Raw genomic sequence first — 21,109 nt, 5'->3', positions numbered from 1 at the left:
ATCAGACGGTCTTGATCGCCGGATCGGAGATGCCCGGGGAGCCGGTCTCCACGTGGCCGGCGAACCGGCGCAGGAAGGTGGTGTCGGCGTCCGAGACCACCTTGACGTCGTACCAGCGGCCGGTGGTGCGCAGGTCCACCGTGTGGTTGACGGTGGCCCCGGCGAGCACCCGGAACGTCTGCGCGGCGCCGCCGTAGGCGTTGGTGACGGTCAGGTCGACCGCGGCCGTGCCGGTGTTGGTCATCGCCAGCCGCAGGTTGCCGGTGGTGCCGTCGTGGCGCGCGGTGACCTCGGGGCCGGTCTTCTTCGTGGGGCCCCGGAAGGTGCGCAGGAAGCCGTTGGGTCCCCATACCGTCAGGTTGATCTGGTTGCCGGTGCCGCTGCTGGTGCTCCAGGTGTCGGCGAGGGTCCTGCCCGCCTCGACCGTGTACGGCCACGGGCCGTCGGTGCGGTTGCCCGAGGTGATGTGGAAGTGGGCGCCGAGGGCCGGGCCGGAGGCGAAGGTGAGCGTGAACTTGCCGGTGGAGGTGGTCCGGGCCCCGTCCACGTACGGGGCGTAGCCGAGCGCGCGGGTCGGCTTGGCGCCCTTCTCCTGCGCGGGCAGCGTGCCGGTCGCGGGCGCGGGGGGAACGTAACCGGGGTGCCGGTCGTGGTCGGGCGGCAGGTAGCCGGCCGTCGAGGGCAGCGCGGCGGGGGCGGCGTCGGCGGTGCTGAAGTCGAAGGCTGAGGTCAGGTCGCCGCAGACGGCCCGGCGCCAGGGCGAGATGTTGGGTTCCTGCACCCCGAAGCGCTTCTCCATGAAGCGGATGACGGAGGTGTGGTCGAAGGTCTCGGAGCAGACGTAGCCGCCCTTGCTCCAGGGCGAGACGACGATCATCGGGACGCGCGGGCCGAGACCGTAGGGGCCGGCCGCGTAGCCGCCGCCCCCGGCGTAGAGGTCCTTGGAGACGTCCGCGGTGGACAGGCCCCAGGCGGCGGAGGCCGGCGGGTAGGGCGGGACGACGTGGTCGAAGAACCCGTCGTTCTCGTCGTAGGTGATGAAGAAGGCGGTCCTGGCCCACACCGCGGGGTTGGCGGTGAGCGCGTCGAGGACCTGCGAGATGTACCAGGCGCCGAAGTTGACGGGCCAGTTGGGGTGCTCGCTGAAGGCCTCGGGGGCGGCGATCCAGGAGACCTGGGGCAGCGTGCCGGCCGCCACGTCGGCGCGCAGCCGGTCGAAGAGGCCTTCGCCGGCCTTGGCGTTCGTGCCGCGGCGGGCCTTCTCGTAGAGCGCGCTGCCGGGCTGGGCGTTGCGGTAGTTGTTGAAGTACAGCAGCGAGTTGTCGCCGTAGTTGCCGCGGAAGGCGTCGTTGATCCAGCCCCAGTGGCCGGCCGCGTCGAGTCCGTCGCCGATGTCCTGGTAGACCTTCCAGGACACCCCGGCGGCCTCCAGGCGCTCGGGGTACGTCCGCCAGCCGTACCCGGCCTCCTGGTTGCCGAGGACCGGCCCGCCGCCGGTGCCGTCGTTCCCGGTGTACCCGCTCCACATGTAGTAGCGGTTGGGGTCGGTGGCACCGATGAAACTGCAGTGGTACGCGTCGCACACCGTGAAGGCGTCGGCGAGCGCGTAGTGGAACGGGATGTCGCCCCGCGTCATGTACGCCATCGTGGCCGCGGTCTTCGCGGGCACCCACCGGTCGTACTTGCCGTTGTTGTACGCCGCGTGCCCGCCGGCCCAGTCGTGGTTGAGCCCCTCGACGAACCGCATGCCGAGGTCGTCGACCTGCGGGTGGAACGGCAGCACGTCCTTGGTCCCGTTGGACTGGTGGAAGACGGACTTGCCGTTGTCCTGCAGCACGGGCCGCGGGTCGCCGAAGCCGCGTACGCCCTTCATGGTGCCGAAGTACTGGTCGAACGAACGGTTCTCCTGCATCAGGACGACGACGTGCTGGACGTCCTGGACGGTCCCCGTGCTTCCCTGCGCCGGAATGGCGGCGGCCCGGGCGATGCTCTCGGAGAGCATCGAGAAGGCGGCCGTGCCGCCTGCGATCTGCAGGAACCTGCGCCGGTCGAGTTCTGCCATGGTGTGACGACCTCTGCGAGTGAGGAGGGGTGTCGAGGGGCGCCCCAAGAAGAGCCCCTCCGGGGTACCGCCCGGGGGCTCCTCCGTGGCGGTTCGTCGTACACCTGGCGAACGGCGGCCTCAAGTCCCTTGCCTCGAGGACTGGTCGGGGCATTGGGCCGGATATGCCGAAGGGCTCCCGTTCCGCGGAACGGGAGCCCTTCGTCGTTCACGTCCGTGAACGCGCGCCTCAGCCTTCGTCGGAGTCCGGGGTCAGGCGCAGCGAAATCGAGTTGATGCAGTAGCGCTGGTCGGTCGGGGTGGCGTAGCCCTCGCCCTCGAAGACGTGGCCCAGGTGGGAGCCGCAGCGGGCGCAGCGGACCTCGGTGCGGACCATGCCGTGGGAGGTGTCCGCGAGGAGTTCCACCGCGTCGGTGTCCTTCGGGTCGTAGAAGGACGGCCAGCCGCAGTGCGACTCGAACTTGGTGTCCGAGCGGAAGAGCTCCGCACCGCAGCCGCGGCAGGAGTAGACGCCCGCCGTCTTGGTGTCGGTGTACTCACCGCGGAAGGCGGGCTCGGTGCCGGCGAGGCGCAGGACCTGGTACTCGGACGGGGTCAGCTCCGCCTGCCACTGCTCATCGGGCTTCTCGACTTCGTATGCCATGGCTGTGCTCCCGCTCCCTCGGTTCCGTTCCGCTGCCGGCCGCGTCAGTGCGACAGGTGGGCGAGGATCTGCGGACCGATGTCCGTGACGTCTCCGGCGCCCATCGTGAGAACAAGATCGCCGGGCTTGGTCATTCCCGCCACCACGGCCGCGGCCGCGCTCTTGTCGTGCTCGGCGGTCACGTCGGCGCCGGCCGCCCGGGCGGCGGCGATGATGATCTCGCTGGTGACGCCGGGGACCGGGTCCTCGCGGGCCGGGTAGATGTCCAGGACGACGGAGGCGTCGGCCAGGGCCAGGGACTGGCCCATCTCCGTGCCGAGCTCCTGGGTGCGGGAGAAGAGGTGGGGCTGGAAGAGGACCAGGATGCGGGCGTCGCCGGCGGCGCCGCGGATGGCCTGGAGGTCGGCGGTCATCTCGGTCGGGTGGTGGGCGTAGGAGTCGATCACCTGGACGCCGGCGGCCTCGCCCTTGAGCTGGAGGCGGCGCTTGACGCCGGTGTACTTGCCGAGGGCGGCCGCGAGCTCCTCGGCCGGGATGCCGAGGGCGACGCCGGCGGCGAGGGCCGCGACGGCGTTGTGGGCGTAGTGGCTGCCGGGCACGGAGACGGTGAAGACGATCTCGCGGCCGTCCAGGACGACGCAGACCTCGCTGGTCAGGCCGCGCGGGGTGATCTTGCGGATCCAGACGTCGGCGCCCTCGTGCTCGCCGTACGTGACGACGTTCAGGTCGCGGTTGCCGCTGACGCGGCCGGCGATCTCGGAGGCGCCGGCCTGGTCCGAGGAGACGACCAGGGTGCCGCCGGGGACGACCTTGCCGACGAAGGTCTCGAAGGACTCGTAGATCTCGTCCATGGACGCGTAGTTCGCGTGGTGGTCGAGCTCGGCGTTGAGGATGATCGCGACCTGCGGGTCGTACTTGTGGAAGCTGCGGTCGCTCTCGTCGGCCTCGGCCACGAAGATGTCGCCGGCGCCGTGGTGGGCGTTGGAACCGGGGGCGTCGAGGTCGCCGCCGATGGCGTACGAGGGGTCCAGGCCCAGGGCCGAGAGGGAGACCGCCAGCATCGAGGTGGTGGTGGTCTTGCCGTGCGTACCGGCGACCGCGATGGGGCGCATCCCGTGCATCAGGCCGGCGAGCGCGTCGGAGCGGTGCACGACGGGCACGCCGAGCTCGGCGGCGCGGGCGAGCTCCGGGTTGTCGGCGCGGATGGCGCTGGAGACGACGACGCAGGTGGCGTCGTCGGCGAGGTGGCCGGCGGCGTGCCCGATGTGCACCGTGGCGCCGTGGGCGCGCAGCGCCTCGGCGGTGTCGGAGTCGCGGGCGTCACTGCCGGCGACCTGGGCGCCGCGCTGGGCGAGGATCTTCGCGATCCCGGACATCCCGGCCCCGCCGATGCCGATGAAGTGGGGGCGGTCCATGGCGGTCGGCAGGCCGGGCGTCATACGGGTTGCTCCAGGATCGAGGTCGACATGTCGCACCCCGGGGCCGGGGTGTGGCACCCCAGCCTAATTCCTTGCTGGGGCTGCGGCGGCGTCGCGCGGGTGGCGCGCGGGTGGCGCGCGCCGGGACGGTGAGGGCGCGCGCCGGGATCGTGAGGGCGCGCGCCGGACGCGCGCGCCGGCATCGGCGTCACTCGTTGTGCGCGAAGAGCTTGAGCACCGGGACGCCGACCTTGTGGCGGGCCCGCGAGGCCCAGTCGCGGTGGAAGAACTCCTCCACGAAGTGCGGGGCGGTCAGGACGATCACCTCGTCGGCCCCCGTCTCCTCCACGACGGACTTCAGCTTGTCCAGCGGGTGGTCCTCGATGAGCTGGCCGACCGCCCTGGCGTGCTTCTTGCGCAGGGCCTCCAGGGAGTACTCCAGGGCCTGCGCGGCGGGCCCCCGCGCGGCGTCCCCCTCGGGCTCGTCGCCCTCGTGGATCGCCTCGGGGAGCTCACCGAGGGCGACGTCGTCGATGGCGCGCAGCAGCCGGTCCTGGTCGCCGCGCGGCTGCATGAGGACGAAGAAGGAGACCGGGTCGTCTCCGTGCAGGGTGGTGACGAAGTCCACGTCTACGGGTGTCAGAGGCTTCTCGATCATCAATACGCTCGTGAACACGGACGCCCTCTCCTTCATGGGCCGTGGTCGGCCCCTGCGGAAACCATCCTGCCCCGCTGTGCCACGGGGCCTGCGCAGGTATATGTGCCCCGCAGGAGCTAAGCGGAACGACAAATTCCGCCCCTTGTCAGATCCGACGGTAGCTGGTGTAGAGGAACCCGGCCTCCTCCAGTACGGAGCCCAGCCCGAAGCGGCTCGGTACGGCCACCCGCGGCCCCCCGGCGATGCGCTGGGCGTCACCCGCCGTGAGCGTCGGGGACACCGTCAGGCACAGCTCGTCCAGCACCCCGGCGGCCACGAACTGCCCCAGCAGCCTCGGCCCGCCCTCGGTGAGCTGGCGCCGCAGCCCGCGCTCGGCCAGGGCCCGTACCACCCGCCCCGCCTCCGCCCCGGCGCCCTCGCCCGCGATCACGACCTCGGCCCCGGCGTCGGCGGCCGCGGCCAGCCGGTCCGGCGGGGCGGCGGCGCCGGTGACCACCAGGGTCGGTACCAGGGGGGAGGTGAACAGCGGCAGGGTGAAATCGAGGTCCAGGCTCGCCGTGACCACCGCGATCGCGGGCGCGGGGCCCTGGCCGGCGGCCGCGCGCCGGGCGGCGAAGGCCTCCCGGGCCCGGGCCGGGCGGTAGCCCTCCAGCCGAACCGTTTCCGCGCCGACGACCACCACGTCGGCCAGCGCCCGCAGGGTGCCGAAGATCCGCATGTCGGTGTCGCTGGAGATCGGCTGCGAGCGCCCGTCGTGCTGGGCGGCCCCGTCCAGCGAGGAGACCATGTTGGCGCGCAGCCAGTGGGCGTCCGGGGCGAGCCCGGGATAGGCGTAGGCCTCCGCGATCTCGTCCAGGGACCATTCACGGTCGTCCGGGAGCGGTGTCTGATCGGTCACAGGGAACAGGCGTCGCATCGGTGCAGTGTGACACGCCCCGTAGAGTTAAGAGCTGTGTCAACATCTCTCACCGCGTCCGGTTCCGGCTCCGGGCGGAGCCCGATACCCAGCGCGGGCCCGCAGTCCCTGTGTGCCCGCGAGCCCCACGTGCCCGCCGAACGGCTGGTCGCGGAGATGGTGCCGCCCCCGCGTTTCGACGGGGTGCGCTTCGACACGTACGACCCGGACCCGAACCAGCCCAGCCAGGCCGAGGCCGTCACCGTGCTGCGCGGCTTCGCCGCCGGGCTCGGCGGGGCCCACGCCAGCGGCTCCGGCAAGCGCCGCTGGTTCACGAGGACGCCGAAGAACACCACCCCGGCCGGCCCGCGCGGGATCTACCTCGACGGCGGCTACGGCGTCGGCAAGACCCACCTGCTGGCCTCCCTGTGGCACGCCACCCCGGCGGACCCCTCCCTCAAGGCCTTCGGCACCTTCGTGGAGCTGACCAACCTGGTCGGCGCGCTCGGGTTCCAGAAGACCGTGCAGACCCTGGGCGGGCACCGGCTGCTGTGCATCGACGAGTTCGAGCTCGACGACCCGGGCGACACCGTCCTGGTCTCCAGCCTGCTGAGCAAGCTGGTCGAGCAGGGCGTCGCGCTCGCCGCGACCTCCAACACGCTGCCCGGCAAGCTGGGCGAGGGCCGGTTCGCGGCCGTCGACTTCCTGCGCGAGATCCAGGGCCTGTCCGCGCACTTCCGCCCGCTGCGCATCGACGGCGAGGACTACCGCCACCGCGGCCTGCCCCAGGCGCCCGCGCCGTACTCCGAGGAGCAGGTGGCCAAGGCGGCGTACGCGACCCCGGGCGCGACCTTCGACGACTTCCCCGGCGTGCTGGACCACCTGGCCCGGGTGCACCCGAGCCGCTACAGCGCGCTCACCGAGGGGATATCGGCGGTCTGCCTGACCGACGTCGTACCGGTGCCGGACCAGTCGACCGCGCTGCGCCTGGTGGTGCTCGCCGACCGGCTCTACGACCGGGAGATACCCGTGCTCGCCTCGGGCGTTCCCTTCGACCGGCTGTTCAGCGAGGAGATGCTGAACGGCGGCTACCGCAAGAAGTACTTCCGGGCCATCTCGCGGCTCACCGCGCTCGCCCGCGACGCAAAGGGGCTGGTGGCGCAGTAGGTTGGGGGACGCCGGACGGCCCATCGGCCGGATCCGGCGACCGCATACCGCTGCGATTCTCTGCGAAGGGACCCATCATGGCCACCACGCGTCACGCGCACACCGTCTGGGAAGGCAACCTGCTGGAGGGCAAGGGTGTGGTCACCCTCGACTCCTCGGGCATCGGCTCCTACGACGTCTCCTGGCCCTCGCGCGCGGAGGCGGCGAACGGCAAGACCAGCCCGGAGGAGCTGATCGCGGCCGCCCACTCCAGCTGCTTCTCGATGGCCCTGTCCCACGGCCTGGCCGGCAAGGGCACCCCGCCCACCCGCCTGGAGACCAAGGCCGACGTCACCTTCCAGCCGGGCGAGGGCATCACGGGCATCCACCTGACCGTCGAGGGCGAGGTGCCGGGCCTGGACAACGACGGCTTCGTCGCCGCGGCCGAGGACGCCAAGAAGAACTGCCCCGTCAGCCAGGCGCTGACCGGTACGACGATCACCCTGAGCGCGAAGCTCGCCTGAACCGGCGCTGACCGGCGCAGGCTGGCACTGACCGGCGCAGGCTGGCACTGACCGAAGCCGGTCCGGGGCCGGTCCGGGGCCGGTCCGGGGGCCCCGCACCAGCCCCCGGACCGGCGCCTGGTCAGCCCCGCGGAGCGGCCCGCCGGGCGTGCTCCGCGCGTCGCCGCCGCGCGGACGCGGCGCCCGTGGTACCACGGCTCGGTCACATCTCCTGTCCCGTTCCGGGGAGTTGCCGATGCCCCTCGACCGACGCCGGGTGCTCGCCGGTGGTGCCGTCGCGTTCAGCGGGGCCCTGGGTGCCCTGTTCGCCGGGAGTCCGAGCGCCGGCCCGCAGGCCACCGGCGGCGGGTACGGGCCGCTGGTGCCCGATCCGGACGGACTGCTCGACCTGCCGGAGGGCTTCGGCTACCGGGTGCTGTCGCGGGCCGGGGACACGCTGCGCTCGGGCGAGGGCCGGGTCCCGGCCAACTGCGACGGCATGGCCGCCTTCCGCGCCGGCCGCGACGGCGTACGGCTGGTGCGCAACCACGAGAACCGGCTCACGGCCGCCCTGCGGGTGCCGGCCGTCACCGGGCTGACCTACGACCCGGCCGCGCTGGGCGGCTGTACGGTCCTCACGCTCGACGCACGGGGCGGGGTCTTCGGGGAGCGGGTGGGGATCGCGGGCACCGCCGTCAACTGCGCGGGCGGCCGCACCCCTTGGAACACCTGGCTGACCTGCGAGGAGACCGAGGACCGCGCGAGCGCCGGCGGCTACGCGCGCGACCACGGCTACGTCTTCGAGGTGGACCCCGCCGATCCGCGCCGCACGGGCGCCGTGCCGCTGACCGCGCTGGGCCGCTTCGCGCACGAGGCGGTCGCCGTGGACCCGTACCGCGGGATCGTCTACGAGACCGAGGACGCCTTCATCAAGCCCTTCGGGCTCTTCTACCGGTTCCTGCCCCGGCGGCCGCTCGGCGGCACCGGATCGCTGCGCGCCGGTGGCGAGCTCCAGGCGCTGCGGGTACCGGGCATCGCCGACCTGTCCGCCGTCCGGGAGCCCGGGTCCGAGTTCCCCGTGGAGTGGCGTCCGGTGCCCGACCCGTCGGCGGCCCGCACGCCCGTACGGCTCCAGGACTTCGGGCGCGGCGGCGTCACGCACGCGCAGAAGCTGGAGGGGTGCTACTGGGGCGGGTCGGGGGTGTACTTCGTCTCCAGCTACGCCCGCGGCCGCGAGGGCGCGGCGGCCGACCACTTCGGGCAGGTGTGGTTCTACGACCCGCTGCGCACCCGGATCCGGCTGGAGGTGGTCTTCGGCCCGGCCACCGACGTCCGGCTGCCCGGGGAGTCGCCGGACAACATCTGCCTGGCGCCGGACGGCGGGCTGATGGTCTGCGAGGACGGCGGCGGCGAACAGTACGTCTTCGGTGTGACCCGGCACGGCGCGGTGTACGTGATGGCGCGCAACGCCGACAACATCGGCACCGCGGCGGCCCCGGAGTGGGGCGAGTTCGCCGGGATCACCTTCTCGCCCGACGGGCGGACCATGTACGTCAACGCCTACGCGCCGGGCACGACGTTCGCGGTGACCGGCCCCTGGCACTGACCCCCGCCCGCCGCCGCCCCGCGTCGCGGTTCCTCCCGATGTGACGGAAGATCGGACGGAACCGACGGGATTGGGGTTGCGGTGGCCAGGAAGGACGATTCCCCGGACCGGAAGCCGCGCGGGAAGCCGGACCGGAAGAAGGGGCCGAAGACGGCCGGGAAGCCCGGGAAGCCCGGGAAGCCGGCGAAGGCCGGAAAGCCGGTGAAGGCCGGAAAGCCGGTGAAGGAGGCGAAGCCCGCGAAGGCCGGGAAGCCGGCGGAGGAAGCGGGCCCCGAGGCCCTCCAGGGCGACATGCCGCAGGCACGGGTGGGCGACGTGTTCCGGGTGCCCGTGGGCAAGCCGTTCGACCTGGCGGGCGTCGACCCGGCCGGCACCCCCGTGGGCCCGCGCGGGAAGGCCGCCGGAGCGGCCGCCACCGCCGCGCTGGGACCGCGGCTGGCCGCGCTCCAGGACCGGCTGTACGCGGCGAGCACCGCGGGCGACCGCCGCAGCGTGCTGCTGATCCTGCAGGGCATGGACACGAGCGGCAAGGGCGGTGTGGTCGAGCACGTGGTCGGGCAGTTCAACCCGTCCGGCTGCCGTATCACCGCCTTCAAGGCGCCGACGTCCGAGGAGCTCGGCCACCCCTTCCTGTGGCGGATCAGGCGGGCCCTCCCCCGGCCGGGCGAGATCGGCGTCTTCGACCGCTCGCACTACGAGGACGTCCTGATCGCCCGGGTGCGCGAACTGGTGCCGCGCCGGCTGCTGGGCCGCCGCTACGGCCAGATCAACCGCTTCGAGGAGAGCCTGGCCGACGACGGCGTGACCGTGGTGAAGGTGTTCCTCCACCTCGGGTTCGAGGAGCAGCGCAAGCGGCTGCTGGCCCGGCTGGACGACCCCGGCAAGCACTGGAAGTTCCACCCGGGCGACATCGACGAGCGCGCCCTGTGGCCCGCCTACCAGCACGCGTACGGGCTGGTGCTGGAACGGTGTGCGACGGACGCCGCGCCCTGGTACGTCGTGCCCGCCGACCGCAAGTGGTACCGCAACTGGGTGATCAGCAGGCTGCTGCTGGAGCACTTGGAGGACATGGCGCCGCGGTACCCGGCGGCGGACTTCGACGTGGCGGAGTGCCGCGCCCGCCTCCTGGCGCCGTGAGGCGGCGGCCACCGGCGGGTGATTTCGGCACGAACGGACGCCACTTCCGTCCGATTTACAGATAGTCATATATTTTGCGTAGGTGACCACATCACTGCGCACCGCGGCCGTCGTCGCCGCGCTCGGTGCCGTCCTCGCCGGATGCGCGGGCGGCACCGCGACCCCGGACGGAGCCCGCGCGGGAGCCCGTATGGGCGCCTCCGCCTCGCCCGCCGCCCCCTCCTCCGCCTCGGCGTCGCAGGGCGCCGCCCCGCAGGCCGCCCCCGGCCCCGCCAGGCCGCCGACCCTGGCTCCCGGCCCGAACGGCCTGACCCCGGTGTTCGCGCGGGCGAAGCAGCAGACCGAGAAGACGGTCGCCCTGACCTTCGACGCCGATATGACCTCCGATCAGGGGCCTCGCGCGGCCTCGGGGGAACGGTTCGACAATCCGCAGCTGATCACGACCCTGCGCAACCTGAAGGTGCCGTCGACGATCTTCATGACCGGGCGCTGGGCCGAGGAGTACCCGGACCAGGCGAAGGCCATCGGGACCGATCCGATGTTCGAGATCGCGAACCATTCCTACAGCCACCACGCCTTCACCTCCCCCTGCTACGGGCTGCCCGTGCTCGACCCCGCGGCGGGCCGCGCCGACGTGGACCGGGCCTTCGAGGCCTTCCGCAAGGCGGGCGCGGTCAACACCGTCCCCTACTTCCGCTTCCCCGGCGGCTGCTACGACGAGGCGGCACTGCGCTCGCTGGCCACGGCGAAGGTGACGGCCGTCCAGTGGGACGTGGTCAGCGGGGACGCCTTCGCCACGGACCCGGCCGCGGTGGCCGAACAGGTGCTGGCCGGGGTGAAGCCCGGGTCGGTGGTGGTCATGCACTGCACGCGCAGCGCGGCGCCGGTCACCGAGGAGGCGATCGTGAAGATCGTCCCGGAGCTACGGAAGCGCGGCTACCGCTTCGTGAAGGTCTCCGAGCTCGTCGGACGGTAGGAGCCCGAACCCGGACCCGGTGCTCAGCCGGAGCAGGCGCTCAGCCGGAGCAGGCGGTGCGCTGGGCCTCCTGCCACTCGCACACCGGGCACAGCACCACACCCGGCGTGGCCACCCCGTATTCGGTGGGCCGGCCGCAGGCCAGGCAGTCCGCGTACGGCGGCCCGTCGGCCCGCGCGGCGGGGGCCGCCGGGGCCGGGGCGGGACAGTACGACGCGTTCTCGTCCATGCCTCCAGCCTACCGAGCGGCCGGCCCCCTCAGCCGCGCCGCCGGACCCGGGCGCAGGCCACCGCCCCCGCCCCGCAGGCCAGCAGGGCCGCGCCGGCCAGGGCGGCGTACGGCACGGCGACCGGGCCCGGCCCCCCTGCGGTGACCAGGCCGGACACCGCCGCGCGGGCCGGCGACCCGCTCGTCACGAGGGCCAGCAGGGTGGCCAGGCCCGCCGCGGTGACCGCGTAGCCGGGGGCGCGCAGCAGCGGCCGGTTGCACAGCGCCCCGACCGCCGTTCCGGTCAGCGCGCACACCAGGACGGCGGCCGCCCCGGCGGGCGCCGCGCCGCGTCCGGCCGGGGCGCCGGTGAGGAGGACGGCCGCGGACGCCACGGCTCCGGCGAGCACCGCCCCGCCGAACCCGGTCAGCAGGGCCGCCGCGTGCGTCCGCACCGCCCCGGCGGGCCCGGCCGCGACGGCCGCGCAGTCCCGGGCCGCGTCCGGCTCGTTGGTCAGGCAGACCCGTACCAGCCAGGCGGTCACCGGGAGCAGGGCGGCCGCCGCGACACCCAGCGAGTCGGGGACCGGGTCTCCCGGCCGGACACCGACCACGAGCACGGCCGCGTACAGCAGCAGCGGGGCGAGCCAGCGCTGCGAACGCAGCAGCAGGGCGGCCTGATAACGCAGCAGCGCGGTCACCGGCGGTCCTCCACGGCGGCGACGCCCCGGATGTGCCAGGGCGGATCAGCGGTCAGCAACTCCCTCAGCACGGCGTCGGAGCACGCCGCGGGGACGGTCAGGCGGACCCCGCCGCCCGGCGCGGGACGCACCGGCAGACCGGCGGGCAGGGCGGCGGGCGGTGCCGCGCCCGGCGGGCCGAGCGCGTCGATCGTCAGGTACGGGCCCCGGTCGTCGTCCGGCCGTACGGGCACCAGGGCGGCGCCCCCGACCCGGTAGCGGGCGTCGCACCGCCCCGCCAGGCGCCGGGGGTCGTGGTCGACGAACACCACGGTGGCGCCGTCGGCGGTGCGCTCGGCGACCGCCCGGTCGAGCTCGGCACGGGCGGCGGTGTCGAGGCCGGTCCACGCCTCGTCCAGGACGAGCAGTGCGGGGGCGGCGAGCAGGGCCTGGGCGACGGCGACCTTCTGGCTGGTGCCCTTGGAGAGGTCGGCGAGCGGTGTCCGCGCCCGGTCCTGCGCGCCGAACCGCTCCAGCCAGTACGCCGCCCGCTCCGCCGCGCCGGTGGCCGTCAGGCCCTGGATCCGGCCGAGGTGGGCGAGGTAGGCGCCGGCGGTCAGCGGCAGGGCGGGCGGGAAGCGCTCCGGTACGTACGCCGTGCGGCGCGGGCGGCCGGTGATCCGGCCCGCGGCCGGGGTGTCCGCCCCGGCGATCAGGCGCAGCAGGGTGGACTTGCCGCCGCCGTTGCCGCCCTCGACGCGGACGAGCGTGGCGGGCGGCAGCTCGAGCTCCACGTCGCGCAGGACCCAGGGCCCCCGCGCGCCGTGGCGGTGGCCCACGCCGGTCAGCCGCACGGTCAGGAACCCGCGCCCGGGGCGGCGGACGGCTCGGCGAGGTGTTCGGACGCAAAAGGGTCGGTCTTCATCCCTCGATCCTTCCGTGGGACGAAAGCCCCCGGCATCCTTCTGGAGGGGGAGCCTGGAGGGCGGACCGGGATCCGTGCCGTCCTCCTGAGGTCGGAGCCGCGCGGCGGCCCTGGCAGACTTGGCCGGATGAGCAGCAGCGACAGCCCGGCCGGAGCCGTTCCGGCCACAGACGGTCCCGTCGAGGAGAGCCCCTTCGCGCAGCGGCGGGTCGCGCGGGACGAGGCCCCGCAGTTCGTCCTGCCCCTGGTGGTGCGGATCGAGAAGGCGGAGCCCCCGGCCCGTACGGACGCGCTGGAGACGGCGGCGCGCGCGGTGCTCGTCCTGCTCTCGGACGAGCGGGCGCACGGCGAGGGCGAATGGGCCCGTGCGGTCAGCGACTGGCAGGACGCGCGGATCCGCAAGGTCGTCCGGCGGGCCCGGGGCGCGGAGTGGCGCAAGGCGGAGACGCTGCCGGGCATCACCGTGCACGGTGACATGTCGCAGGTGCGCGTGTTCCCGCCCGTGCCCCTCGACGGCTGGCCGAAGGAGCTGGCCAAGCTCCAGGTCTCGGGCACCGATCTGGACGACCCCGAGCCGGCCGGACCGGCGGAGCCCGGAATCCCGGTGCTGTGGACCAACCCCGGGCTGGAGATGTCGGCGGGCAAGGCGATGGCCCAGGCCGGGCACGGGGCGCAGCTGGCGTGGTGGGAACTGACCGGCACCGAGCGCAAGGCCTGGCGGGAGTCCGGCTTCCGCCTGGCGGTCCGTACGGCCACGCCCGACCGCTGGGCGGAGCTGGCCGCGAGCGGGCTGCCGATGGTCCGGGACGCCGGTTTCACGGAGATCGCACCGGGCTCGGCGACCGTGGTGGCCGATCACCCGGCGCTGCGCGCACGGTCGTGACCCGACGGCGACCGCCGCGCCGCAACCTGCCCGCCCCGGGGAAGCCGGCCGAGCTCGGCGAGCGAGCGGTGGCGCTCGGCGCGCCGCTGATCACCGAGCCCATCGCGTCGCGGCCCTGTCGTCCTGGCCGGACGAGGAGCTGACGGAGGGGCAGTTCCCGGACGCCCCCTGGAATGCGTCCTATGGGCGGAGGGGGCGCCTTCGTGCTGTCTGGGCCCGTAGGCTGGCTGGGTGATCCGTACCGTGGTGTTGGACGTAGGCGAGACCCTGACCCGCGACGACCGCTACTGGGCGTCATGGGCCGACTGGCTCGACGTACCCCGACACACTCTCTCGGCTCTCGTCGGCGCGGTGGTCGTGGACGGCCGCGACAATGCGGACGCGCTGCGGCTGCTGCGGCCAGGCCTCGACGTGGGAGCGGAGTACGCGGCCCGGCACGCCGCCGGCCGGGGGGAGGAGCTCGGCGAGGAAGACCTGTACGAGGACGTCCGGCCGGCGCTTGCGGGTCTCCGGGCTGCCGGGGCCCGGGTGGTCATCGCGGGCAATCAGACCCGCCTCGCGGGTGACCTGCTGCGGGCCTTGGATCTGCCCACGGATCTGGTGGTGACGTCAGGTGAGTGGGGTGTGGCCAAGCCGGATCCCGCGTTTTTCGAGCGTGTGCTGGAGGTGTCAGGTGCGGCGCCGGAGGAGACGCTGTACGTCGGCGACCACCCGGCGAACGACATCCTTCCGGCCGCCCGCGCCGGGCTGCGTACCGCGCACCTGCGACGTGGCCCGTGGGGCTTCTGGTGGGCCGATGACCCGGCGGTCCGGGCTGCTGCGGACTGGTCGGTCAACTCGCTGCACGAGCTCGTCGACATCGTCAACGCGTAGGGGCAGTTCCTGGACGCCCCTTCTCGCCTACGGGCGGTAGGGGACGCCTTCACGCTTCCTGGCTCAGTCCAGCTCCGTGAGCCGATCGACCAGCGCCCGGCCTTCGGGGGCTCCCTGCCGTAGGAGGCGCCCTCCGACGGTGTGCAGCTCGCGCCAGGCGTGGGGGCGGCCGATCTCCGATGCGTCGTGGATGACGCTGAGCGCCGTGGAGAGTGCGGCCTCGGCCTCGCCTGCGCCCGCGTAGGCATGAGCCAGGCAGGCGCTGTACCAGGCCCGGTCGCGGCGGTAGGACATTGCGAATCCGGACAGCCCGACCGTGAGGTTCTCCACGGCGCTGGTCCACTGTTTCAGGTGCAGGTCCGCCATGCCGTGCTGTGCCGCGAACCAGGACTCGCCGTAGAAGTACAGCCAGGGCGGGGCGCCCTTGGCAGCGGAGATGATCTGCTGCGCCTGGTCCAGCGTCCGGTAGGCACCGTCAGCGTCGCCCAAGAGGGCGTGGCCGCGGCCTGCCATCTGCACGGCCATGGCCTGCGTGGCCTCGCTCGCGCCCGCGGTCGACGCGGCAGCCTCACCGAGCCGGACACACCGCCGTCCCCTGTCCTGGGACCAGGCGAGGTGAGCTTTCATGCTCATGGTCGTGGCCGCCATGTCGCCGTACCCGGACTCCAACGCCCAGTCGTAGGACCGGTCGAACCACCCCAGTGCGACGGCGGCATTGTCCTGGTCCTGCGCCATCCACGCCAGGAACTGCGCGTACTCGGCGAGGAGCTTGACGAGGCGGTCGGCGAGCGGCCCTCGGGCCTTGTCATAGAGCGCCGCTACTTCCTCGAACTGCGTACGTACGAGTGGAGCGATCGCGTGCGACCCCACGGTGTCCTCGGCCCGGCGGTGCGCGGCGAGCAGAGTGTCCATGGCGTCGAGGGAGGCCGCGTCCAGCCGGAGGCCCCCCTGCTTCATCGCGCCGAGCCGCTCGGTGTCTGTCTCCGACACCACCCCGGGCAGGACGAGCGAGGGCAACGGGAGTTCGTCGTGCCGGACGCCGAGGAGCTCAGCGGGGACGCCGAGACCGTCAATGATGCGCTGCCGCACTTCGACTGACGTGACGGCCCGCCGGCCGTTCTCGATCGCGGAGACGTCCGGCTGGGCCAGCCCGATCAGCGCTCCGGCCTTGCTCTGGGTGCTGCGGGTCAGGGCCCGCCACGTCTTCAGGAGTTTCGCCCAGTCCTCTGATGCGGCAGCGGCCCGCAGGTTCGGGTGCACCCATACGTCCAGCGCCGGCTCCATGCTTGAAATATAGGGCGGTCCTATAGGACGCGGGAGTGGATCGGCCCAGGTACTGCCCGTCAGTGTGGCCTCACAACCCACTGACGACGGTAGGGAGCACCGGTATGAAAGCCCGCGCGGACGGCTTGTTTGACCACACGGACCACCCGCTCATCGGTCACCAGGTCGTGGACACCCGTTCGCTTCGTGAGGGTGAGCTGCGGGCGGTCCTCATCGAGAAGACCGGCAGCCGGACGGCATTCATCCGCGGAGAGGACCACCGCGAGTTCGAGGCCCCCCTCAACTGCGTTCGGGCTGCCCGGTGAGTCGCCGGGACGTCGCGGGTCAGGTCCTGTACTGGCTCGTGGCGCTCGGCGTCCTCGCCACCATCGTCATCGGCACCGGGACGCGCGGGTGATCGTCCAGCCCCGGGCCGTCACCCCGGGACCGGAGTTCCTCGCCGAGGTGGCCGTCCACTACGCCCTGCAGGCCGGCTGCCCGTCCGTGATGCTGGGCCACGGCGAGGCGGACGTCCGCCGGCGCGGCGGCATCGACCGGTACCTCCGCGGGATCGCCGCCGGCCTCGGGCTGCACACCGGGACCGCCTACCCGCACACCGCCCACACCCTCTACTACGCCGGCGGCGCCTACTGCCTGGACTACGGACACCCCGACACAGCCCTGCGCCTACCCCAGCCGCCCCGGGACTGGCAGCTGGCGGCCGCGCGGGTCCGTGGGGCGCACGTGGGCGTGTGTCTGGACCCGGGGGTCCCGCCGTCCGCCGCCGATCGCGTGCTGACGGGCGTGGTCGGCTACCGCGCGGACCGCCGCGTCAGCCCGTTCCTCTGACCGCCACAGACTCCCGCCCCGCTCGCGCATTTCCCTGCCAGGACGGCGACCGGGACGGGTTCCAGCACCTCCACCACGACCTAGGAGGCACCATGCCCTGCACCAGCCAGCCCGGAGAACCGGTCCCCCCGCCCTGCTCCCCCGGGGAACCGCCGGCCTCATCCTCGAACAGCCCCCGCGGGCTGCTCACGGACGCCCAGTTCAACGACGTCCGCGCCACGGTCCTCGACAACAACCCTGGGATGGAACCGGAGATAGCCAGCCGACTCCTCGTCGAGGCCCTCAAGTTCGTGTCGGCGGCGTCCCTCTTCCCGACGGTGCGGATCGCCCCGACCCGCGAGGTCGATGAGGGCTGGCACGCTCTGATCCTGCACACTCACCTGTACGCCACCCTGTGCAGCCGACTCGGCCGAACCGTCGACCACTACCCGGAGCGGCCGGACGCGTCCCGCCATGACCCGGACGTCCTGACGCGCACGGTCGCCCTGATCGAGCAAGCCGGATACACGCCGGACGCCGAGCTGTGGGTGGGCCCGGACCGGTCGCTCGTGACGGTGTCCGCGAACTGCTCGCACACCCCGGTCCCTGGCGGCTGCGGCCCGATCAACCCCGGCGGCTGCGCCACGCACGGCGGCGGGGAATAGGATCGGCGACCCAACGGCAGTGAGGCGAGGACCATGAACACCGACCAGGCCTTTGCGGTGCACGCCGCGATGCGGCAGTACGGTATCGCGGGAGCCGTCACCCCCGTGACGCCGGACGATCCGGATAGTACGTGGATCGTGCTGGACACGGACGGCCGTGACGTGACGGCTCTTGTCCTCGCCAGGGTCGCCACCGCGCGCATCCAGCGGCCCGAGCGCGGGTTCGTCGTCGCGCGCTGACCTGCGCGCACGGTCGTGACCTGACGGTGACCGTCGCGCCGCAACCTCAGATGTTGCTCTGAACGTCCCCCTCCGCGGTTGGCCCGGCCCCGCCGGGGTCATCACATCGGCACGGACCGTTGGAAGGGGGCGAGGGGGACATGAAGCCCATGGACCGTCTGGGGGTGGGGATCGGCTGGCGGCCGGAGATCGCGGACGCCGTCGAACGCCTGCCGGGCCTGGACTGGGTCGAGGTGGTGGCCGAGAACGTCTGTCCCGGCCATCTGCCGGAGTCACTGCTGCGGCTGCGCGAGCGCGGGGTGCGCGTCGTACCGCACGGGGTCTCGCTGGGGCTGGGCGGCGCGGACCGGCCCGACCCGGGGAAGCTGGCCGAGCTCGGCGAGCGGGCGGTGGCGCTCGGCGCGCCGCTGGTCACCGAGCACATCGCGTTCGTACGGACGTCCTCGCCGGTGCTGGAGGCGGGCCACCTGCTGCCGGTACCGAAGACGTGGGACGCGCTCGGCGTCCTGTGCGAGAACGTCCGGATCGCGCAGGACGCGCTGCCGGTACCGCTGGCGCTGGAGAACATCGCGGCCCTGCTGTCCTGGCCGGACGAGGAGCTGACGGAGGGGCAGTTCCTGGCGGAGCTGGTCGAGCGCACGGGCGTACGGCTGCTCGTCGACGTGGCCAACCTGCACACCAACCGCGTCAACCGCGGCGAGGACCCGGTCGCCGTCCTGGACCGGCTGCCGCTGGAGGCGCTGGCCTACGTGCACGTGGCGGGCGGCGTGGAGCGCGACGGCGTGTGGCACGACACGCACTCCCACCCGGTGCCGCCGCAGATCCTCGACCTGCTGGCGGAGCTGCGGGCCCGGGTGGACCCGCCGGGCGTCCTGCTGGAACGGGACGACGACTTCCCGCCGGAGGCGGAGCTGGCGGGCGAACTGGACGCGATCCGGGGCGTGCTGGGACGTTCCCCGGCCCGCCGCCCGGCCCCCGTCGGCGAGGCGTCCGCCGGGAACGGCGCGTCCGGCCCGGTGGTGGGCACGGCGGTCCGCGCCGCCGGACCTGAGGGAGTCGAGGGCGCTGACGGAGCCGGGGGCCACCGCGGGGACGGGGCCCGGGGGCGGGTGGCGGTGCGGCAGGCCGCGCTGCTCTCGGCGTTGGTGGCGGGCACGCCCGTCCCGGAGGGGTTCGACGGCCGGCGCGTGAAGGTGCAGGCCAAGGCGCTGGTCGCCAAGCGGGCCTCGGTGGTCAGCAAGGTCGCGCCCGACCTGCCGGAGATCCTCGGCGCCACCGCGTACCGGACGGCGTTCTTCGCGTACGCCCACAACCGTCCCATGACCGGCGGCTACCGCCGGGACGCGCTGGACTTCGCCGAGCACCTGCTGGTCCAGGACCTGCCCGCGGACGCGGCCGCCCGACGCCGGCTCACCGCCTGGTGGGAGTACCGGGCCGGGTCCCGGCCGCCCGGGCGCGCCGCGCGGCTCCTGGGGTGGCTGCGGCCGGTCCGGCGCCGGGCGCGCGAGCTCGCCGGGGGACGCGGCACATGAGCGTCATCGCCCTGCTGGTGTGGGCGGCGGTCCTGTGGTCGTCGCTCGCCCTGGTGCGCGGGGTGCGGCGCGAGCGGCCCGCACCGGCCGCCGCGCCGCCCCGGCTGCACGACCTGTACGAGGCCGCGTTCCTGTCCGGCGGTCCCGGCCGGGTGGTCGACACGGCGCTCGTGTCGCTGCTCGGGGACGGCCGGCTGGTGCTGGGCGGTCCCGGGATCGTCCGGATGCGCCCGGGCGCGCGGGCGGCCGATCCGGCCGAACAGGCCGTCCTGCACGCCTGCCTGGTCGCGTCCTCCGGTGCTCTGCACGTCGTGCGGTACGAGGCCATGTGCCACCCCGCCGTTCAGGAGATCGGTGACGCCCTGGCCGGACGCGGTCTGCTCGCGCCGCCCGGGTCGGGGCGGCGGTGGCGGCGCCGGGCCGTCCGTCAGGCGGTGCTGTGCGCTCTGGCGATCCCGGTCTCGGTCGTGGCGACCGTCGTGCAGATGGTCACGGCGGAGCGGGCCGGGCTGCCGTTCGTCGTGCTGGTGCTGCCGGCCCTGATCGCCGGCCTCGTCGTGGGCGCGGTCCACGCCGCCCGGGCACGCGGCCGGGTCACCGTACCGGGGCTGCGGGCGCTGGCCGAGGTCCGGGCCTTCCACCGGGGCGACCCGGCCGCGCGCGTGGTGACCGCCCTGAGCGGGCCGCGGGCCCTGCCGGACGCGGGGCTGCGCGCGCAGTTGGCGGCCGCGGCCCGGCACACACCGGCGGTGGCGGCGTCGCGCCGCCAGTCGGGTGACTCCGCGTCGGACGACGCCTCGGGCGACGCCTTCGTGCCGGTCGTGTGGTGTGCGGGGACCGACGGCGGTGGGGCCGGTGGGGCCGGCGGCTGCGGTGGCTCCGGCGGTCCGGACGGCGGCGGGTCGGGCTGCGGATCGTCCTCGCCCTCGTCCTCGTCGAGCTGTTCCAGCGGTTCGAGTTGCGGCAGTTCGTCCAGCTCCAGCTGCGGCAGCAGCTCCTGACACCGCGTCGCACCGTCCGGCTTCCGTGCGTCCGGCTTCCGTGCGTCCGGCTTCGGTGCGTCCGCCGCATCCGGAGCCCGCCACGGTGTCGCTGGACGACGGGGCGGCGGCGACCACGGGGGTCGCGGCTGCCGCCGGTCGTCTGAACTTCCGTGCGCGGTCTCCGGCTGCGTCGGTTTCGGGGGCGGACGGCCTCCCGATCCACCGGAGGAGGTCAGTCCTCCGGTCCTTCCCCCAGGGGAGGTATCAGGCGAGTCCGGCCACCAGATCGGCGACGGACTTGCGGCGTCCGGTGAAGAAGGGGACCTCTTCACGGACGTGCATACGGGCCTCGGAGGCACGCAGGTGACGCATGAGGTCGACGATGCGGTAGAGCTCGTCGGCCTCGAAGGCCAGCAGCCACTCGTAGTCGCCCAGCGAGAAGGAGGCGACGGTGTTGGCGCGGACGTCGGGGAAACCGCGGGCCATCTTGCCGTGGTCGGCGAGCATGCGACGGCGGTCCTCGTCCGGCAGCAGGTACCAGTCGTAGCTGCGCACGAACGGGTAGACGCTGACGTAGTCGCGGGCGACCTCGTCGGCCAGGAAGGCCGGGATGTGCGACTTGTTGAACTCCGCGGGGCGGTGCAGGGCCATGTTCGACCACACCGGCTCCAGCGCGCGGCCGAGCCGGGTGCGGCGGAAGAGGTTGTAGGCGCTCTGCAGCTCGTCCGCGGTCTCGGCGTGCCACCAGATCATGACGTCGGCGTCGGCGCGCAGGCCGGAGACGTCGTAGGTGCCGCGGACGGTGATGTCCTTGGCGGCCAGCTGGTCGAACAGCTCCTGGACCTCGTCGGCAAAGCCGGTGCGGTCCTCCGGGAGCACGTCCTTCAGCTTGAAGACGGACCACAGGGTGTAGCGAATGACCTCATTGAGGTCCTTGGCCTTCTTCCCCGCGTTGGGGATCTTCTCTGGTGCAGTCATGTGCCTA

Annotated in this window: 22 protein-coding genes; 12 read left to right on the top strand and 10 right to left on the bottom strand. The window is 73.5% G+C overall.

Translation table 11 applies throughout. From position 1 onward, the window contains the following. Nucleotide 1 precedes the first annotated feature (1 nt). From ACZ6KO_RS01405 to ACZ6KO_RS01385, 5 genes are all read right to left on the bottom strand, one after another. Nucleotides 2–2,062 carry a phosphocholine-specific phospholipase C gene (locus tag ACZ6KO_RS01405; RefSeq protein ID WP_469298554.1) on the bottom strand — a complete coding sequence of 687 codons (2,061 nt, stop codon included), beginning with the start codon at nt 2,060–2,062 and terminating at the stop codon, nt 2–4. A gap of 229 nt (nt 2,063–2,291) precedes the next feature. Then, nucleotides 2,292–2,705 (bottom strand): peptide-methionine (R)-S-oxide reductase MsrB, encoded by a 414-nt coding sequence (gene msrB, locus ACZ6KO_RS01400; RefSeq protein WP_469298552.1) that lies wholly within the window; start codon nt 2,703–2,705, stop codon nt 2,292–2,294. A 44-nt stretch (nt 2,706–2,749) separates the two neighbouring features. Then, nucleotides 2,750–4,144 (bottom strand): UDP-N-acetylmuramate--L-alanine ligase, encoded by a 1,395-nt coding sequence (gene murC / locus ACZ6KO_RS01395; RefSeq protein WP_469298550.1) that lies wholly within the window; start codon nt 4,142–4,144, stop codon nt 2,750–2,752. A 187-nt stretch (nt 4,145–4,331) separates the two neighbouring features. Continuing rightward, entirely contained in the window at nt 4,332–4,799 is a 468-nt protein-coding gene (locus tag ACZ6KO_RS01390; RefSeq protein ID WP_401454078.1) for an indole-3-glycerol phosphate synthase, read from the bottom strand. A gap of 127 nt (nt 4,800–4,926) precedes the next feature. Further along, nucleotides 4,927–5,697, bottom strand: a complete 771-nt coding sequence (locus tag ACZ6KO_RS01385; RefSeq protein ID WP_469298548.1) for a pyrimidine reductase family protein — start codon at nt 5,695–5,697, stop codon at nt 4,927–4,929. An 84-nt stretch (nt 5,698–5,781) separates the two neighbouring features. On the opposite strand from ACZ6KO_RS01385, the gene zapE reads away from it, so the two are divergent. From zapE to ACZ6KO_RS01360, 5 genes are all read left to right on the top strand, one after another. Then, nucleotides 5,782–6,843: a cell division protein ZapE gene (zapE, locus tag ACZ6KO_RS01380; protein WP_469301449.1), complete on the top strand. Its 1,062-nt coding sequence runs from the start codon at nt 5,782–5,784 to the stop codon at nt 6,841–6,843. 77 nt (nt 6,844–6,920) lie between these two features. Further along, the gene (locus ACZ6KO_RS01375; RefSeq protein ID WP_401454076.1) at nt 6,921–7,346 is read left to right on the top strand and encodes an OsmC family protein; all 426 of its coding nucleotides are present in this window, start codon (nt 6,921–6,923) and stop codon (nt 7,344–7,346) included. Nucleotides 7,347–7,581: 235 nt separating this feature from the next. Further along, a complete protein-coding gene (locus tag ACZ6KO_RS01370) occupies nt 7,582–8,931 on the top strand; it encodes an alkaline phosphatase PhoX (protein WP_469298545.1) in 1,350 nt (449 codons plus the stop codon). Nucleotides 8,932–9,222: 291 nt separating this feature from the next. Further along, the gene (locus ACZ6KO_RS01365; RefSeq protein ID WP_469301445.1) at nt 9,223–10,068 is read left to right on the top strand and encodes a PPK2 family polyphosphate kinase; all 846 of its coding nucleotides are present in this window, start codon (nt 9,223–9,225) and stop codon (nt 10,066–10,068) included. 82 nt (nt 10,069–10,150) lie between these two features. Continuing rightward, nucleotides 10,151–11,044 (top strand): polysaccharide deacetylase family protein, encoded by an 894-nt coding sequence (locus ACZ6KO_RS01360; protein ID WP_469298543.1) that lies wholly within the window; start codon nt 10,151–10,153, stop codon nt 11,042–11,044. Nucleotides 11,045–11,084: 40 nt separating this feature from the next. Here ACZ6KO_RS01360 and ACZ6KO_RS01355 read toward each other — a convergent pair whose 3' ends face one another. From ACZ6KO_RS01355 to ACZ6KO_RS01345, 3 genes are read right to left on the bottom strand one after another with little or no spacing between them, the layout of a single operon-like run. Beyond that, complete coding sequence (locus ACZ6KO_RS01355; protein ID WP_469298541.1) at nt 11,085–11,273, bottom strand: hypothetical protein; 189 nt, start codon at nt 11,271–11,273, stop codon at nt 11,085–11,087. A gap of 29 nt (nt 11,274–11,302) precedes the next feature. Continuing rightward, nucleotides 11,303–11,953, bottom strand: a complete 651-nt coding sequence (locus ACZ6KO_RS01350; protein WP_469298539.1) for an ABC transporter — start codon at nt 11,951–11,953, stop codon at nt 11,303–11,305. Then, nucleotides 11,950–12,786 carry an ABC transporter ATP-binding protein gene (locus ACZ6KO_RS01345; protein WP_469298536.1) on the bottom strand — a complete coding sequence of 279 codons (837 nt, stop codon included), beginning with the start codon at nt 12,784–12,786 and terminating at the stop codon, nt 11,950–11,952. The genes ACZ6KO_RS01350 and ACZ6KO_RS01345 overlap by 4 nt, the downstream gene beginning before the upstream one ends. Before the next feature lie 198 nt (nt 12,787–12,984). On the opposite strand from ACZ6KO_RS01345, the gene ACZ6KO_RS01340 reads away from it, so the two are divergent. Next, on the top strand, nt 12,985–13,740 hold the full coding sequence (locus tag ACZ6KO_RS01340) for a peptidyl-tRNA hydrolase (protein WP_469298534.1): 756 nt from the start codon (nt 12,985–12,987) through the stop codon (nt 13,738–13,740). Nucleotides 13,741–13,971: 231 nt separating this feature from the next. Further along, nucleotides 13,972–14,613 carry an HAD family hydrolase gene (locus ACZ6KO_RS01335; RefSeq protein WP_469298531.1) on the top strand — a complete coding sequence of 214 codons (642 nt, stop codon included), beginning with the start codon at nt 13,972–13,974 and terminating at the stop codon, nt 14,611–14,613. Between the two features lie 63 nt (nt 14,614–14,676). On the opposite strand, the gene ACZ6KO_RS01330 is transcribed toward ACZ6KO_RS01335, so the two are convergent. Next, nucleotides 14,677–15,897 (bottom strand): helix-turn-helix domain-containing protein, encoded by a 1,221-nt coding sequence (locus ACZ6KO_RS01330; protein WP_469298528.1) that lies wholly within the window; start codon nt 15,895–15,897, stop codon nt 14,677–14,679. Between the two features lie 393 nt (nt 15,898–16,290). Between ACZ6KO_RS01330 and ACZ6KO_RS01325 the strand changes: the two genes are divergently transcribed. The 5 genes from ACZ6KO_RS01325 (at nt 16,291) to ACZ6KO_RS01305 (ending at nt 20,142) form a co-directional block, all read left to right on the top strand. Further along, complete coding sequence (locus ACZ6KO_RS01325; protein ID WP_469298526.1) at nt 16,291–16,725, top strand: hypothetical protein; 435 nt, start codon at nt 16,291–16,293, stop codon at nt 16,723–16,725. 92 nt (nt 16,726–16,817) lie between these two features. Beyond that, nucleotides 16,818–17,369 carry a glycine-rich domain-containing protein gene (locus ACZ6KO_RS01320; RefSeq protein ID WP_469298523.1) on the top strand — a complete coding sequence of 184 codons (552 nt, stop codon included), beginning with the start codon at nt 16,818–16,820 and terminating at the stop codon, nt 17,367–17,369. Between the two features lie 33 nt (nt 17,370–17,402). Then, complete coding sequence (locus ACZ6KO_RS01315; protein ID WP_469298520.1) at nt 17,403–17,609, top strand: hypothetical protein; 207 nt, start codon at nt 17,403–17,405, stop codon at nt 17,607–17,609. Nucleotides 17,610–17,749: 140 nt separating this feature from the next. Beyond that, the gene (locus ACZ6KO_RS01310; protein WP_469298517.1) at nt 17,750–19,141 is read left to right on the top strand and encodes an MbnB/TglH/ChrH family RiPP precursor modification enzyme; all 1,392 of its coding nucleotides are present in this window, start codon (nt 17,750–17,752) and stop codon (nt 19,139–19,141) included. After that, on the top strand, nt 19,138–20,142 hold the full coding sequence (locus ACZ6KO_RS01305) for a TIGR04222 domain-containing membrane protein (protein ID WP_469298513.1): 1,005 nt from the start codon (nt 19,138–19,140) through the stop codon (nt 20,140–20,142). Before ACZ6KO_RS01310 ends, ACZ6KO_RS01305 begins: the two co-directional genes overlap by 4 nt. A 246-nt stretch (nt 20,143–20,388) precedes the next feature. On the opposite strand, the gene hemQ is transcribed toward ACZ6KO_RS01305, so the two are convergent. Then, entirely contained in the window at nt 20,389–21,102 is a 714-nt protein-coding gene (hemQ, locus tag ACZ6KO_RS01300) for a hydrogen peroxide-dependent heme synthase (RefSeq protein ID WP_469298511.1), read from the bottom strand. Nucleotides 21,103–21,109 lie beyond the last annotated feature (7 nt).

It is taken from the genome of Streptomyces sp. NPDC042102 (assembly GCF_055582305.1).
This window is presented reverse-complemented; position numbering and strand designations above follow the sequence as displayed.